At 45.7% G+C, this 17,686-nt stretch carries 6 protein-coding genes; 5 read left to right on the plus strand and 1 reads right to left on the minus strand.

All coding sequences use genetic code 11. The features are described 5' to 3' along the window. Positions 1-211: 211 nt before the first annotated feature. Entirely contained in the window at positions 212-2,326 is a 2,115-nt protein-coding gene (locus ACRD7P_RS16095; RefSeq protein WP_430908678.1) for a hypothetical protein, read from the minus strand. Positions 2,327-2,634: 308 nt separating this feature from the next. Between ACRD7P_RS16095 and ACRD7P_RS16100 the strand changes: the two genes are divergently transcribed. Genes ACRD7P_RS16100 through ACRD7P_RS16120 form a run of 5 tightly spaced genes read left to right on the plus strand, consistent with a single transcriptional unit; the run spans position 2,635 to position 17,342 of the window. After that, entirely contained in the window at positions 2,635-5,901 is a 3,267-nt protein-coding gene (locus tag ACRD7P_RS16100) for a gliding motility-associated C-terminal domain-containing protein (RefSeq protein ID WP_430908679.1), read from the plus strand. A 4-nt stretch (positions 5,902-5,905) separates the two neighbouring features. After that, positions 5,906-8,626, plus strand: a complete 2,721-nt coding sequence (locus tag ACRD7P_RS16105) for a gliding motility-associated C-terminal domain-containing protein (protein ID WP_430908680.1) — start codon at positions 5,906-5,908, stop codon at positions 8,624-8,626. 27 nt (positions 8,627-8,653) lie between these two features. Further along, positions 8,654-9,634, plus strand: a complete 981-nt coding sequence (locus ACRD7P_RS16110; RefSeq protein ID WP_430908681.1) for a PorP/SprF family type IX secretion system membrane protein — start codon at positions 8,654-8,656, stop codon at positions 9,632-9,634. An 11-nt stretch (positions 9,635-9,645) separates the two neighbouring features. After that, a complete protein-coding gene (locus ACRD7P_RS16115; RefSeq protein ID WP_430908682.1) occupies positions 9,646-13,842 on the plus strand; it encodes a gliding motility-associated C-terminal domain-containing protein in 4,197 nt (1,398 codons plus the stop codon). A gap of 53 nt (positions 13,843-13,895) precedes the next feature. After that, positions 13,896-17,342 (plus strand): InlB B-repeat-containing protein, encoded by a 3,447-nt coding sequence (locus ACRD7P_RS16120; protein WP_430908683.1) that lies wholly within the window; start codon positions 13,896-13,898, stop codon positions 17,340-17,342. The last annotated feature ends 344 nt before the right edge of the window (positions 17,343-17,686 follow it).

Below are 17,686 nucleotides of genomic sequence, written 5' to 3' on the forward strand. Positions count from 1 at the left end.
AAAAAAATTATACGGCGCCATTTGTAAATAAAGAAAGTGCTATCAAAGGGAAGGTTTCGGACTTAAATATTGGATTTTTTAAAGGGAACAGCATGTTTCCTGGCAAAACCGATCTATCGTTTTTACTTTCGGCAAACAAAAATCAAAAGAGAACGGGGGTGGAAAACCTGGTAATCACAAGTTTGGGAAAGCGGCGCCACTACAGCTGTTTTTAAGAGGTAAACAAAAGTCTGGTAGCGTATTTTTTGTTCAACCGGGTGAACTCATATTTAATCTTAAGACGGTCGCATAGGGTTCGTATGATGGTATGCCCCAAACCAAAACTTGGTATAGTTCTTTTAACCGATTTTTCAAGTACGAGCAAATTTTGTAGCTGTTCGGAAAACGAGTTTCGAATTTCCAATTGAACCCCTTCTCTTGTTTTAGTGACCTCAATATCGATACTTCCTCCCGCAACCCCGTACTTTCTTATGTTTTCGAATAGGTTGTCAAAAATAATGGAGAGCGACTCAAGATTATTTTGTGTGTACAAACTACGATCGACCTTGTAATTTAGTTGAATATTGGAAGCTTCAAAATGGGACTCAAAAAAATTCAACCGTTCTTTGATCAAATCGTAAATATTTATTCTAGTGGTCGATATGGCAATGTTCTCGATATTGCTTTTTATCAAGGACAAGATAATTTTGATTCGGTTCGATAATTCTTCAGTGTCCCTACTAACGTTATGGAGAATAAAGTCCAACTGCCGATCATCCAATGCTTTTGTCCTATCGATGATCTGACTCAATCCGTAGTGCATTTGATTCACTGGCTTTTTAACTTGATGCCCCAAAATCATCAACAGGTTTTCGTACTCCTTACCATACTGTTGCAGGCTTAAATTTTTTGCCAAAATGGCCTCGTTCAATTTTCGAATCTTATTGCGGTCGTTGAATATTTTATAAAGTAACAAGCTGATCAACAACAGCACGATGATCATTCCCCAAACAATCTTAAAAAAAATACTGTTCGTCTTTTTCTCTTGCACGATAATGCCTTCCTTCTCGTGTAAGAGCGCATTATTTTCGCTGATTCTTTTATTAAAGACCTTATTGTTTACATATACGTAGTTATCGACCAGCGTTTGCTTTTTTTCCTTTGCTATTCGCTGCAGGGAATCTATTGCGGTGGCCATTTCCAAACTGCGATAGTTTAAATTCCCATTGGTTTCTTGAAGCAGTTCCAAAAGCCATAAGCGGTACGATTCGCTCAAGCCCGGTGATTCATCCATAAACGTAAACGAGTCGTCCAAAAGAAGGCGTCTTTCCGCAACAGAGCCTTTGTCAGAATCCAACACCAATTGGATCATCTTGCCCAAATCGGAAACCAAGAATTCCCGGCTTATCAATTCCCTATCGATCATTGCGGAAAGATACCGTGGATTCCAATTGTCACGATCAATGGGGAACAAACAGCGCATCACATTTTCCTGAATGCTTGAATCCGAAAAGGTTTCTAGCGCTCGAATAAATTGGACCCTGGCATCATCAGGGCACCCTTCTTCCTGTAATAGAACACCCTCGTAAAAAGTGTAGTAAGCAACGACCTTGGCATTATACTTTTTAGGGTTTTCCAAGACTATCGTCAAAATTTCCCGAGCCTTTTCATAACTACCCATATTGATATGCACGGAAATAACATTAAAAAGGGCATACATGGTCAGTTGATTCTCAAACTTAGGGTCACTTAAAACGACCTCCCAGAGGTCTTCCATCCCTAATCGAAAACGATTGTTGCCAAAGTAAAGATTTGCCCTTCGCAAACGTACGGCACCGTTCAAAGAATCGATTGCCAAACATTTGGAAAGATACTCCCTAGTTTGTTCATATGCTCCACGGGAATCACTTAGAGCCGCCAAACCTAAGGCGGCATGCAATGTCCAAAAATCATCATTTGCCTTCTTGGCAAACCGATACGCCTTTAAAAGATTCGCTTCTTGTAATTCGAATTCCTTAAAGTGCTTATAAAACATTGAAACACCAAAGTGTCCTATCGCTAAATTTCTGTAGTCATCTTTTTCGGTCAAGATCAGTGCACTTTCGTAATGCCTCTTGGAAGTTTCAAAATCCATTAGTTTTTGGGAAAATCCTCCCTTAAAAAGATAATACCGAATACGGTTTTGGGTATCGGCCAAATAAAGATTTTCAGCAATTAGCGCGTCGATTTCGTGCAACCGGTCGTTCCCGTTTTTACTGAGTAGTTCTTCGCCTGTTTCCAGTAGCTTTTCAATATCGGCCGATGAAGTAGGGCGGTCATTCGCCCTTGCAGATGGGGTGTCCATCATCAAAAAAAGGAATACGGGTACCAGCAGATATTTTACTGTTACATAGAAGCCATTTTGATGCATGGTGAGAAGGATAGAAAAATCATTACGAACACTGGAAGGTAGCAAAAAACTTAAGGTTTTTAAAAATAAGCGGGGGCTTTTCGATATGTGGTATGGAAAAGAACCTAAAAATTCAGAAAAGGGAACATTCAAATATCGGAGCCGTTTGTTCGAATTCTTCATGGACCATATACTATATTGCTCTGTGATCCGTTATAATATTCCCAAGCATAGCGCATATTTTACAATGTAAATGGTACTTTTCCATGACAAGGTATATATATGCTTTTCTCTTATTATTATGTGTTGTCCAAAATACCAATGCCCAAGAAGAGGTATTGATACTGACCGTGAACGGTTCCGCCGAGGACGACAGACATTTTGAGAATTTTCAAAGTCTTTTTGGCGCCACGAATACTATCTCCATATGTGATGTTTCCATTGGGCCTGCTACGAATATCCCTCCCACGACCTGTATGGCGGATCTGGCTTCGTACGATTTGGTAATGGTCCAGGGACTTTACTCTAGTTTTACGGAAGCCTTTATTGATTGGTTGATCCTTTATCTTCAGGGAGGTGGTAATCTTTTTTTTGAAATCGACCCCGCCACTATAAGTAGTCCCGGGCTTGAAAATTTGCAAGAAGACAACATCAATAGGCTCCTTGCCGGCATTGGACAGGCTTCCATAAACCTGCAGGCCCACAACGAAAGTATTACGGATAGTTCTCCGTCAATCTTGATAGATGGAAAATTATCTACCTGTATCGCGGAACGGGTCTCTTTTTCTACCGGGGGCGAAATGGTCGGCCCCGCTCTTGATAATGCAGTTACGTTAGCCATTGGTCTGGAAGTGTATCAGGCCTATTGGGATACTGGTTTTGGGGGAAGATTGGGAGTTGCCGCCGAGTATTATACCGCTGGGCATCCCTTGCCATCGGGAGAGTCCAATGTGGGTGCGGCACAAATGGTTTGGAACTTCATGCAGGGGGTGCCCGACTGTGTTGTTTCCAAATCCTGTCTTGGGCAAGAAATGGTTTCCAACCCGGACTTTGAAACGTTCGATACATGCCCCGACAACTCTGGACAAGTAATTCGGTCAACCGATTGGAGGGCTCCCGTTGTACTGCCCTCCGGATCTAACGGATCGGAAGCGCCTGATTATTTTAATTCCTGCGCTCCTTTCATCCTTGGAACGGACTATGTAGGTACCACGGCAAACTATAAGGGAGGCTTAAATCCATTTTCAGGAGAAGCGTACGCCGGGATCCATACCTATATTACGGGTGGCCCTTCCAATAAGGAATATCTGGTTACGGAATTGTCCACCCCTTTAATCGCTGGTCGGGAATATCAAATTTCCTTTGTCTACAGTTTGGCAAAATCTTCCTCCTTTGCTTCGGATGCTTTGGGAATGTACTTGGGCGCGACCGAACCCAACACTTATGCTTCCGTCAACAATCATTTGACCGCGAATCCGCAATTGGTAACTCCTGCCGGGGTCTTTATAGACAATAAAGCCAGTTGGAGCTTGGCCGCCGCGACCTACACGGCCACGGGTGGTGAACGTTTTGTAGTTATAGGTACATTTCACGATAACGTACCCGAACAAATTGGGGTCACTTCTTTCGGAGGTGCCTACTACTATATCGACGCCGTTTCAGTGCGAGAGCGACAAGGAAATGCTACGCTGAATGCAGGCGAGGACAGCACTATAGCCTCCGGGGGGAGTACGGTGCTAATGCCCACGGCCACAGGTGGCACACCAATCTCGTATTCGTGGAGTCCGGTCGATGGTCTTGATGATACAAGTTCGGCGAACCCCATTGCCAGTCCCAACGAAACCACCACCTATACGGTAACTGCCGATTTTGGTGGAGGCTGTTCAAGTAGCGATAGCGTAACCGTTATGGTAGACGAGCTTGAAAGCAATGGTTTTCAGAGTTGCTCCGGAATAAACAACAATTGGTACTTTGGGCTGAATGCGGGACTGTCATTTAACAATGGTACGGTCACCGCCATAACCGATGGCCAATTGTCCACCGATGAGGGAACGGCCGCCATAAGCGATAACAATGGAGCGCTTTTGTTTTATACCGATGGAATACGGGTATACGATCGCAACGGAAATATTATGCCCAATGGGTCAGATCTTAAGGGCGGGAACAGTAGTGCACAAAGTGCGATAATCTTGCAAAAACCAGGAACCACCGATCGGTACCTCATATTCACTTCGGAGGAAGCCGGCAATTTTAATGGCCTCCAATACTCTGAAATCGATATGGAGTTGAATGGTGGGATGGGCGATGTAACCACTGTAAAAAATGTACAACTTGTTGAAAAAATCACCGAAAAACTAATCGCCGTACCCCATGCCAATGGAACCGATACCTGGATAATAGTACACCGATGGCAATCCAATGAATTTTTAAGTTTTTTACTGTCCCCCAGCGGAATCGATTCTGGCCCAACGATCAGTGCCGTTGGTGAAACATTGGGTATTTTGGGCAAATATGGCACCATGAAGGTGAATTCCGATGCCACGCGCATCGCAAACAGTTCCATCGATACCGGAAACGTACAACTATTCGATTTTAATGCCGGCACAGGGCGACTCTCAAACCCGCAAACCCTGAGCGACATGTTAAAACCATACGGAATAGAATTTTCTGCGAACAATCGGTTTTTGTATGTAGGGGAAAGCGGAAAGGCAGCCGATGGTAGCCGACTTTTTCAATACGATCTCAATGCCGGGACCATTGATGAAATACAAGGCTCACAAACGGTATTGAGCAATACGCCTCGCTCTGGAGGAGCCCTACAAATAGGGCCAGATGGTAGAATATACCATTCTGTTTTTAATCAGACTTCCTTGGGCGTTATTGCAAATCCGAATTTACTTGGAATGGCTGCGGACTATCAACAGGATGCCATTGATCTTGGTGGGAATCTGGCGAAACTGGGCTTACCTCCTTCGGTATTATGCAGCACATCTTGCACCGATATCGTACTAAACGATGCCGAAGTTCAAATAAGCATACCGAACTGTACGGAAACCAATGGATCCATTACCAATATCGATATTCAGGGCACTACAGAAACCGCAATTTACCAATGGTCCGATGAAAACAACACTATAGTAGGCACCTCTCCGGATTTATTGAATGTAGCGGCCGGAAGGTATACCCTTCTCGTGAGCGATACAGCTTGCGAAAATAGCATCGGCCCCTTTGATCTTCAGTGCGACCGATCGGCCGATCTGGAACTGCCCGTTACCATTGCCAATACCATGACCCCCAATGGAGACGGCGCCAACGATACTTTTTATATCCAGGGTATTGAGGCCTACCCCAACAACCAATTGATCATTTACAACCGATGGGGAAACAAGGTCTATGAAAGTGCCCCGTACAGAAACGACTGGTATGGCACCGCCAAAGGGAAAAAATTACCGGTAGCGGTGTACTACTATCAACTGCTTTTGGGCCAACAACGGCCAGAACCCATCAATGGTTACATCAGCATACTAAAATAGCCCGATGCGAACAACACTGCACGTGGAAAAGAACCATACATTGAAAACACCATATATTTTTGTCCTCTTTTTCGTTTTTGGAAGCTTTTTGGTTTGGGGGCAAAACCTTGTTGAAAATCCAAGTTTTGAGGAGATTCAAGGAAACCCGAATACTTGTCTGAACCAAGGATGCGGTTTTGGTGGCGAAGCCATAAAAAGAGCGACCGGTTGGGTTTCATACTCCTTTTCCTGCGATTTGTATCTCCCAGAATCCTGGGGCTGTTTTCAAAGCTGGGAAGAAAATCAAACCCCAGATGAACGACCACAAGAAGGGATTGCCTATGCAGGTTTTCAGGCTTACTATCCCTATAATCCGCCTAACCCCAGCTTTCCGGATATATACGGCACCCGCGAGTTTTTAGGGACCCGGTTGACCTGTCCGTTACAGCCAAATGTTCCCTATCGTATCCAAGGTTTCTTTAAAATGGGGTTTGTGGGAAGATTTAGCATTAACAAATTAGGTTTTAGATTTCAAAACAATCCGTCACTAGCAAGTAACAATCAATGCGGAACGGGAACCAACAATGTAGCTCCGGCCCATATTTGGACCGATAATCCGGTAGGTGCCGGTTGGACCGAAGTGTCCGGGGTATTTGTACCGGATACTTCATACTCACATTTGTTAGCCGGAGTTTTTGCCGGACATTCAGAAATCAGTTTTACCGATAAAGAGAATAATCCTTCCAGCAGTAATCCAGCCTACTATAATGTCGATAATATCAGTGTAGTGCCCCTTGCTGCCTGGATAGCGAATACAAATTATGAAAACATGATTACTATAAGCGCTGGTACAATGATTACACTTGAGGCGTTTGGCCCGGGCCCCTACAATTGGATATCCTCTTCTGGAGAAACCATCCCAGCGGTCAAAAATCCGACCGTGTCCCCGACTTCCACGACCACCTATAGCATTTCAGCGGATCTTGGCTGTACCACGGCAACCACGATGATCACTGTTCAAATAGCAGGTTCTAACGCCTGTGTAGGTCCCAATTTGGTTCCCAACCCAAGTTTTGAGGAGAATCCGGGCTGTCCACAGGGAATTGTGGCCAATGCGAATAACGATAGAATAGAAGATATCCTAAACGACTGGGAGCAACCTACCAATGCCACCCCGGACTATTATAACCGCTGCGCTACGGATTCTCGCATTTCGGTACCTACCAATAATAACGGCACTCAGAATACACCCGACGGAGAAGGTGATGGGTTTGTCGGTTTTTATGCCCTATCAAATACAGCGATAAACTATAGGGAATACCTTCAAGTGAGGCTTTCCGAAGTTTTGACAGCAGGCAGCACTTACCGGCTTAGCCTAAAGCTAAACCTACGTGACAATGCTATCTATTCTACCGACGAAATCGGAGTATTGTTCGAGTACAATAGCGTACGACCTGCTGGTTTTTTCCAAGAAAACCTCTCAAATATCCCTCAACTAACTACGCCCGCCGACTCTTTTATTAATGATAAGGACAATTGGACAACATTTAGTTGGGAATACACCGCAACAGGTGGTGAAGAATACATGGTAATCGGAAATTTTAACCCTGACGCTACTACGAATCTTCAAACTGAACCTGTACCATCTAGTTTTGAAGGTTCGAGCTATTATTATTTAGATGATGTTTTCCTAACCGAACTATTGACTCCGGGAAACGTAGATGCGGGAACCGACATTACTATTTTGCCCGGGGAAAACACGCAACTCGAATCAAACACTACGGGAACACCGATAAGTTACCTGTGGAGTCCCGCGATCGGACTTAGCGATATTGCGGTTCCCGACCCTATCGCGAGCCCTACGGCGACAACAACATATACGGTGACCGTAGATTTTGGAGGAGGTTGTACCGCCAGTGATACCGTAAACATAATCGTAGAAGGCGACTGCCGCTTCTCCTTAAGCGGTGGCATGGCAAACGATGCCACCTGCGCGCTAAACGATGGTAGTGTTACAGGAATTATGGTCAACGGAGCCTCTGGTAGCGAAACTTACACGTGGACCGACGCAAACGGGATGACCGTTGGGAACACTATTGACCTCCCGAACGTGGGCCTGGGCACTTACACGCTTTCGGTGACCGATGGAGCCGATTGTGAAGCTGGCTTAACATTCAACATTAACGAAGATGGCCCTCCCGATCTTAACGCCGCAAACGTTCAACTGACAACTCCTCAATGTGATGGGAACAATGGCTCCATATCGGGCATTACATTTATTGGTGACCTTACCGATATCGAGTTCGTCTGGACAGATGCAGCAGGGCTTGTAGTGGGAAGCGCCTTGGAAGTTACAGGTATTGGTCCTGGGACCTATATCCTTACCATATCCGATGGGCAAGGTTGTGGCGCAGTGGCCGGTCCTTTTACATTAGGCAACCCTTTAGTGTGCGACGGTACTGATACCAACGACGCACTTCCGGTTAAAATAGCCAATACGATGACCCCAAATGGTGATGGAGCAAACGATACCTTTTACATGCAGGGAATCGAAAACTATCCGAACAATAACTTGGCCGTGTACAACCGATGGGGGAAGAAGGTATTTGAAACAAAAGGATATAGCAACGATTGGAATGGCACATCCAAAGGAAAAGAACTGCCGGTAGCGGTCTACTATTTTGTACTCCGGTTAAACGACCCGGAACAGACCGTAGTCAATGGATACATCAACATTTTAAAATAACGAACCCCAAACTTTAAGCCAAGACCTATGTTGTCAACAATAAAAATGAACATAAAGCCAGGTATACTGCTTATGATATTGCTCAGTAGTTTTTGCGTCTGGAGCCAACAAAACCCTCAATTTTCCCAATACCTACAGAACCCGGTAGTTATCAACCCCGGCATGACCGGGGTGGAATCCTATTTGGAACTAACTGCGGCATACCGCAATCAGTGGACCGGTTTTGAAGGTGCTCCAAGGACCACTACATTCAGCTTTCATACCCCAACCTACTTGTTATCGTCGAGGTCCTCCGTTCGTGAGGGGGATACCCATCAAGGTATCGGCGCCTTGGTATATACCGATGATACAGGGCCTATAAAAAGGGGAGGTTTTTATGGGAGTTATGCATACCACCTGAAAGTATCGAACAAATGGCTTGTTTCCGTAGGTACCTTTTTAGGTGCAACGCAGTTCAAATATGATGCTTCACAGGCCATATTGGTAGAAAACCCATTTGACCTTCTGGTACAGGATACCTCTAGCTTAAACTTCGATGCCAGTTTGGGCATTTACCTATACTCCGATAATTTTTTTGGTGGAATAACCGGGAACCACCTGTTCGAAAACGATATTCCCTATGCCGTTGAGGATGGGGTATTAAATACCTCGGGAACGTTTCGCAGGAACTATAACCTTCTTTTGGGAGGAAGGATCCCTTTAAGCGATTTATGGGAAGCGGTTCCGTCCGTTTTAATAAAATCGGTATCCGGAGCACCCGTCCAGTGGGATTTAAGTACCAAAATGACGTATGACAACAAATATTGGGGTGCGCTATCCTATCGAAATCGGGATGCGATGGTGTTCATGGCGGGCGTACAATTGGCGGAACGCTTTTTAGTAAGTTATTCTTATGATTGGACGATATCCGATTTTAATCCTGGCCGGTCGGGAACCCATGAAATTATTTTGGGCTACCGATTTGCGTTTGGGAACCAAAAATGTGCTTGCCCCCAATACTCCATGTAAATAAGTAAAAAATGAACTACCCCTTGTTTTACAAACATTGTTGCCAAGGATTTCTTTTGGTCATTGCCATGGTTATGGTGCCAGTACGGGCAAATGCCCAATGTAGCCCTAATTTGGTGCCCAATCCCGGTTTTGAAACCGGAGCCTGTGGGATTCCAAAAGGAACTTTCCTGGACCTCTATTCGGTAAACAACGTTAATCAAGAACCCACCTTGGACCATTGGTATAATCCTACCAACGCCACACCGGACTGGTTCAATTCCTGCACAAATTCGGTAAGCTATTCACCACCGGTAACTTCGCACGCCGCTACCTATAACATCCAGGATACAAGGGCGGGCAGTACGGCACATGCAGGTTTTCTGAGTTACGGCGACACCGAACCCCGCGATAATGTAAAAGCGGATTATCGCGAATACCTTCAAGTACAATTGGATGCCCCTCTTTTAGCGGGAGCCCGCTACAATGTTAGTTTTTATGTGAATTTGGCCGCATTCGAAACGGCCGATGTGGAGTACACAAGCAACACGGCCTATTTTAACTATAACTTTCGAATTTTTGGAACGGATAAAATTGGGGCCTTCTTTTCAAACGGTCCTATTACGGATTACAATATGGATCCCCTTGATACGGTAATCGATGTAGAGCCCCAAATAGAATATGTAGGCGCCCCGATAACGGAGGCGAACGATTGGATACTCGTAAATGGATCGTTCATTGCCACGGGCGGTGAAGAATACATGACTATCGGCAACTTTAGGAACAACTCCGAAACCAATTTCGAATTGGTACGCAATGCAAGTACAGAGTTTGGTAAGTATCCCGATCAAATCATCGAACCCATCTTTCAAATAGCGGAATACGCATATTACCTACTGGATGATATTAGCGTGGTTCAAGAGCCCGTTCTTAATGCCGTAGACGCGGGAGCGGATGTAAGTATTAATGCAGGGGATGATTATACCTTCTCGATTGCGACGACCGGATTGCTTCCTACATCGTACAGTTGGTCGCCAGCTACAACATTGAACGACCCTACCCTGGAAAACCCGACGGCTTCTCCAAAAGAAACTACGGTTTACACGGTAACGGTCGATTTTGGTGATGGCTGTCCCGTATCGGACCAGATAACCGTAACCGTTGTCCCTTGCCCTTTGAACATTGATTTGACCAACGTATCCAGCGGTTACATCGACTGCAATCTGACCGAAACCGATATCACGGGTATTGTGGTAGCCAATGCCAGCGCCTCGGCAACCTATACCTGGACCGATGCCTATGGTAATGTAGTAGGAGACCGGCTCATATTGGAAGACGTGGGTATCGGGCAATATGACCTGCTGGTCTCGGACGGGCCAAATTGTCAAGAAACGATTTCTTGGGCAATAGATGGCGACCAATCCATTTCATTTTTAGAATATAATGTTTTTCAAGTATGCCCAACCCCCGGTAATTCGGATGGCTATATTTCGGGTATTATCGGGTTCCCTGTCGGAGGAACCTACGCTTGGACCGATGAAAACGGAACGAACCTAGGGTCAGGTGCCGGAATCATCGATTTGGGGCCAGGTATTTATACCGTTACCTACACCACTGGTGCATCCGGTAGTTGCAGTATTCGTAAAACGTTCGACCTCACCGAAAACGGTATTTGTAGCGATAACTGCCCCGGACTTATTTCCGTAACGCCTTACGCCGACAATGATCGGGACAATGTGGGTACCTTCTTTATCGATTTAGGGGATACCGTTTCATTGTATCCTGGAATACGCGCGTCCGTTACCGCAAGTGCCGATTTTTCATGGAGTACCCCGGGAAATCCCGATTTTCATCCGTTCCAGATACTATCGGACATTTCGCCTACAGAAACCACGACCTACACCATTGCGGTAGACTATGGGAACGGCTGTATTCGATCCGGTACCATAACGGTGGTGGTAAACGATCCTGGTTGTCCGTTACAAGTTCTGGATGGTACCATCGTATCCAGCAGCTGCGGTGCGGATAATGGGGGCGTAAGGGATATTACCGTCCTCAATGGCGTCCCCGGGGAAACCTATACCTGGACCGATGAAAACGGAACTGTAGTAAGCAACTCGCTTGCCCTGGACGATGTAGGGCAAGGACAATATACATTACTGATCGATCAGGGAGGGGGATGTACCAGGTCCAGAACTTGGGAGGTGCCTGTTTCGGACGGATATGACATCGATGCCGGGCCTGACGTTGCCATTGACTTCGGTAACAGCTCCTTATTGGAAGCGATTCCTTCCGGCGGTACTCCGGTAAGTTATAACTGGAGTCCGGCCACTGGATTAGATGATGTTACGCTGGCAAACCCTACCGCAAGCCCAACAACAACTACGACTTATACGGTCACTGCCGATTTTGGTGGTGGGTGTACCGATACCGATACGGTAACGGTAAATGTTAATCAGCTTGTTTTGAACTGCTCTGGTAACAACCTTGTCCCAAATCCCGACCTTGAGTCCACGAGCGGTTGCCCACAAGGATTTTCCACGGGGTTCACCTGTAATCAGAACGACCCCAACTGGCAATATCAAAACAACCTTTGTTTCGTAGAAAATTGGTTCAATGAAGGGCTATCGACACCAGATTTGATCAGTATCTCCTGTGCGGATACAATGACCGGAACCGATAATACCGCTCGGGATTATAAAACGTTGGCGGACCAGCAAAATCCTAGGTCAGGTCAAGTTATGGGTGGTATCATTACATACAACACTGCGAATTTTGACCCTAATGAGAATTCCTACTCGGAATACTATACCGTTGCTTTAGATGCAACATTGCAACAAGGTATCGAATATAGCGTTGTCTTTTACTGCTCTCTGAGTGAGGTCGCTACGATAGCTAGTTCCATAGGGGCTCATTTTTCCGAAGACCCGGTACGAAGCGCAGGGTTTAATACCTTTGTTCCGGAAACACCACAGATCGTATCCGAAGGCAATGTTACCGATACGACAAATTGGGTACGGGTATCGGGAACCTTTACCGCCCAAGGAAACGAACGATACATGACCATTGGCCGTTTTCTAGATGGATACACACCCGAGCAGGTGCAGAATACAGAACCTGTTATTACGAATGGTGAAATCTCCGCGTATTATTATATTGACGATGTATCGGTAACGGCAACCTTAAATACCATTATAATAGATGCAGGTACCGATGTATCCCTTGATCTTGGCGACAGTATCGTTTTACAGGCAACTCCAACAGGTGGCACACCGATAAGTTATAGCTGGAGCCCGGCCACGGGCTTGGATAATACCGCAATAGCGAACCCTACGGCCAGCCCCACGATAACGACCACCTACACGGTAACGGCAGACTTCGGAGGGGAATGTTCGGATACCGATACGGTAACGGTTACGGTCATTGATCCTAACTGCCCCTTGATGCTCTCCGGAGGGAATAGCGTACAAGCAACCTGTAAACAAATTGATGGCGGTATCCTTGGAATAAACGTAACGGGCAACAGCGGTAATGAGCGTTACAGCTGGACAGATGCCAATGGCATAGTGGTGGGCGCCCAATTGGACCTGGCCAATGTAGGCCTGGGAAATTATACGCTCACCGTCACCGATAACCCCGATTGTGAACGTGTACTTTCCTTTACCGTTAACGAATCGGGGCCTCCGGATTTGGACGACGCTACCCTAGAGCTAACGGATGCCGGCTGTGCGGAGACTACCGGTAGCATTGGCGGAATCGTTTACATCGGCGAAACGGTCGGCACCATATTTACTTGGACCGATGCTCAGGGGGCCATTGTAGGAAATACGTTGGAGCTGGATGGTATCGGTGCTGGCAGTTATTCCTTGGCGGTAACGGACGCTCTGGGTTGCGGTGCCATCGCGGGCCCATATACAATAGGCAGTCCTGAAGACTGTGAAGACCAATTTTCAGAAGAAGGTCCCGTACGCATCGCAAATACCATGACCCCTAATGGCGATGGCGCGAACGACATGTTTTATATTGAAGGCATAGCGGCCTACCCCAACAGTATTTTAAAAGTGTATAACCGCTGGGGCAATAAAGTATATGAAAAAAGAGGCTATGCGAATAATTGGTATGGCAACTACCAGGGAACACCCTTACCGGTCGGAACGTATTACTATACCCTTCAATTTGGAAACCCCGACCAAAAAAACATAAAAGGCTATATCGCCTTGTTAAAATAAAACCATTAAACAAACCTGTAATCGCGAAAACCCGTAAACACTATAATTTTAAAATGATGAAAGAACGTCTTCAAATCGTATGGGTATTTATTGTTTTTTCGGTTTCCTTACACCACAGTTCGGCACAGGAATTGGATTTGCCTATAGAGGTGTTTCGGATAAAGACCAACGATGACCCCGAGATATGGGACAATACGGCAGAGCGACGTTTGGACCTAGGGAATTTCGACCAAGGTGAATTGTGGCTTTTTCTTCAGGTGAACAACCTGAACGCAGCGGCGTCCATGGAATATCGAATAAAACAGGGGAACGGCGCCTACGGACCATGGCAGGCTTGTAGGCCGGATTGGACGGCCTTCCCAAAAGATCGCGCGTATGGAGGGTTAAACGGAGGTTTTGCTACCACAGCATTTAGCACTCCCTTATCGGGAGCGAGGGCCAATGGAGAAAATACCATTATGTTCCGATTCCTGGCGCAGCCAAACGAAGCGACTTCGGGATATCGGATCATACGTATCGCATTGCGCAGCAGTAATACCAAAAATGCTCCCGACCTTATTATAACTCCCCGTAACAATATAAGCGGGGCAGCATTTGAAGGCCCATTTATGGGAGATCCGAACAGGGCCGCTATGGCACAGGAAGGTAAAAAGCTTTGGATGGGAACCGTTGGCAACAATCTTTTGGACCGTAACAAAAATCCGATACAGGCCAAATGCACACATTGCCATACACAAGATGGGAGCGACCTTAAATACTTCAACTACTCGAATAAATCGATCATTGCCCGTTCTAACTTTCACGGATTGACCAAAGAAGAAGGACAGCAAATTGCGCAGTATATACGAGATCTAAATATGGACCGATCAAAAAACGGCCGTCCTTGGGAACCCCCTTACCAACCTGGGCCAAGTGCCGATACAGATGCTAGGGAATGGGCCGCAGGGCAGGGTTTGGACGCCGTATTGGAGACCGATTTGGAGATGATGGAACCCTTGTTCGGATCCAAGGAACCCTCAAAAACGCAGGTCCAAAACACCATTGCCGGTTTTGAGGGGAATACCAACATTAGAACCATGCCCATATCAGTTCAATTTCCGGATTGGAACATGTGGATGCCAGAGGAACACCCCATGGATCAACGCGATGTTTCGGCCCAATGGCCACAACTGAACACGGCCTATCAAAACCTAAGGAACAAATTGAATACCCCTGAAAAGGTTGTTCAGCGCAACACCAAAACGCAGGTATTTAAACCCTTTTTGGAAAACGGTGTGGTGGAGGCTTTCGGAGTATTTGCGGCAGAAGTACATAAGGTGGTCATAGACCTGCCGGGATCCTCATGGGCAGAAGTTTCCGGTGTTAGAAATCAAATCGACAACGGTTTTCCCGTATCGCCCGTTTGGGCCGAAAATGTGAACAACAATTATTCGGAAACCTCCAAACGAAGGGAAAAAGCCAAGCAAAGTATCGCGTTCTGGTACAGCACAAAATTGTTCGAGATCATTCAAGAGTTTGAGCTGTATCAATTGCGCCTGAACAATGTTCCCGCCAATGATCTGGAACCATTTCAATGGCCTATTCGAGAATGGTCCGTATTTCAAAATGCAGCACATATCATCGGCGCAAACCGAAACGACTCCTATTTTGAGAGCGATGCGGGTTCGGAAGATGACAAAACAAGAGGAATTTACCTTTCATCGATATGGTATCAGGTACAACTGACCTTAACTCCGGGGCATCGTCGCGGAAGTAATATCGGTCCTAACGACTTTGCGTACAACCTACAACATATTCATCGATTGGGGGCACGTTCTGGAATCTACGAACCCTCCCGGTTTTTTCAGAACTATTTAAAAACAGGCGAGCAACGGAACAATGGTACTGCCCCAGTGGCATCTTCGAACAATAATGGAAATGTATATCCCGGGTGGAACATGCGCGAACTAAGCCCTTGGCGTTTATATAGTACCGGTAAAGGAGACAGAAGGACATTTACAGAAACCCTTTCCCCTACAACAAGGCTTGCCATTCAAGAAGCCTTTATGGACGAAACCATGCGTATCCTTGAAGGATTCGGGGACAATTGGAACCGCATTCCGATTGAAACCAGCGGAAAACGTTATGATTATGAACTGGAAAATCGAGGTGCCTTGCCCTTGGACGGGTCGGCAAACCCAGGGGACTGTTTATTTTTAGATCGACGGAGCGACTGCAACGATTCGAACGACGCGGTGGAAATCGATGCCTTTTTTACATTATTGCGCAAACTCCGTCAAGATGGGGAAATTTCCTGTGCCGTTTTCGATCGTATTCGAAACTGGGCCATTGCCCGTTGGGACTATCCTGAACCAAATTGGCCCCGTTGCGGTACCGTTGTGCCGATCGAATACCGACTGAACATCGAAAATGGAACCGGTGCCGGAACATATATAGAAGGGACTGCAGTTACCGTTTCGGCAAATGTTCCCAACGGAACAGTGTTCGACAAATGGACGGGAGATACCCAGTTCCTGAACGATACCGAAACACCAACGGCACAGTTGACCATGCCCCCGCGAAACGTTTCCATTACGGCTACCTTTAAAAATCCCGCACCGGAGAACTACGTACTTAATGTAACCGACGGAAATGGATCGGGGGAATACCCGGAAGGGACGACGGTTACCGTTTCGGCAAATATCCCCAACGGAACGGTGTTCGACAAATGGACGGGAGATACCCAGTTCCTGAACGATACCAAAACACCAACCGCACAGTTGACCATACCCCCGCGAAACGTTTCCATTACGGCTACCTTTAAAAATCCCGCACCGGAGAACTACGTACTTAATGTAACCGGCGGAAATGGATCGGGGGAATACCCGGAAGGGACGACGGTTACCATCTTGGCCATCGTTCCCGATGGAATGGTATTTGACCAATGGACGGGCGATACCCAGTTTATCACCGACCTTTTTGCAATAGCGACGCAATTGCAAATGCCATCGCAAAATATCGTTTTAAAACCTCTTTTTACAACACTTACGCCCACACTTTTTAAGTTGGAAGTAATCAATGGAACGGGTTCAGGCTCGTATAGGGAAGGAGAACAAGTGACTATTGCCCCCCTATTGGAGGAAAGTGAGCAATTTGTGGTGTGGAAAGGAGATACCATTCACATCGCGGACAGCATGTCGCCTATTGCCACCTTCACGATGCCCGATAAATCGATTAGATTGGAAGCCCTCATCCAAAAAAAAGGCGGCGATAGCATAATTGTGTATCCGAACCCGGCCAAGGATTACCTATATGTAGAGCATTACACAGGCGGCCCAACAGCTCCCAGGGTGATAACACTGTGGACCCTTGGTAATAAATTGGTTCGGGTAATTCCTATTGATACCCTTCTTCCTGGCAACAACGAAATATTTATTGGCGACCTTCAAAATGCCGTTTACATTTTAAAATACAGTTCTTTTGGTTTTGATAAGAGCGTGAAGATTACTGTTCAACATTGAACCCTCCATATTTATATGGAGAAAAGAACAGTTATATTTAAAAAACACCCAGTCAATCAATTTTATTCATTTTACAGACCTATTTTTGTTTAAAGCTTTTTAAAAATTTATAAACAATTGATTTGTAGATTTTTATAATAGTATATAGAGTGCTATTATTTTGTCTATTACTTCTCATAAAAATAGATTTCTCAAAAAATAGTATCGTTTTTACGAAATTTTTAAAATAAGGTGGTATGTTTATAACAAATAATTAACACTTCTAGTAGCGTTTTTCGTTACGGCATATTTCCCAAGCCAGTTATAAGTTACCAAGTTTTTCGAATGGTACGTGCCATTGAACA

The sequence above is a fragment of the Maribacter sp. 2-571 genome (assembly GCF_050589625.1).
Classification (GTDB): Bacteria; Bacteroidota; Bacteroidia; order Flavobacteriales; family Flavobacteriaceae; genus Pelagihabitans.

Excerpts from the sequence above, each read along its gene's own strand:
- ACRD7P_RS16110 (WP_430908681.1), top strand. The coding sequence starts at position 8,654 with ATGTTGTCAACAATAAAAATGAACATAAAGCCAGGTATACTGCTTATG.
- ACRD7P_RS16095 (WP_430908678.1), bottom strand. The coding sequence starts at position 2,326 with ATGATGGACACCCCATCTGCAAGGGCGAATGACCGCCCTACTTCATCG.
- ACRD7P_RS16100 (WP_430908679.1), top strand. The coding sequence starts at position 2,635 with ATGACAAGGTATATATATGCTTTTCTCTTATTATTATGTGTTGTCCAA.
- ACRD7P_RS16105 (WP_430908680.1), top strand. The coding sequence starts at position 5,906 with ATGCGAACAACACTGCACGTGGAAAAGAACCATACATTGAAAACACCA.
- ACRD7P_RS16120 (WP_430908683.1), top strand. The coding sequence starts at position 13,896 with ATGATGAAAGAACGTCTTCAAATCGTATGGGTATTTATTGTTTTTTCG.
- ACRD7P_RS16115 (WP_430908682.1), top strand. The coding sequence starts at position 9,646 with ATGAACTACCCCTTGTTTTACAAACATTGTTGCCAAGGATTTCTTTTG.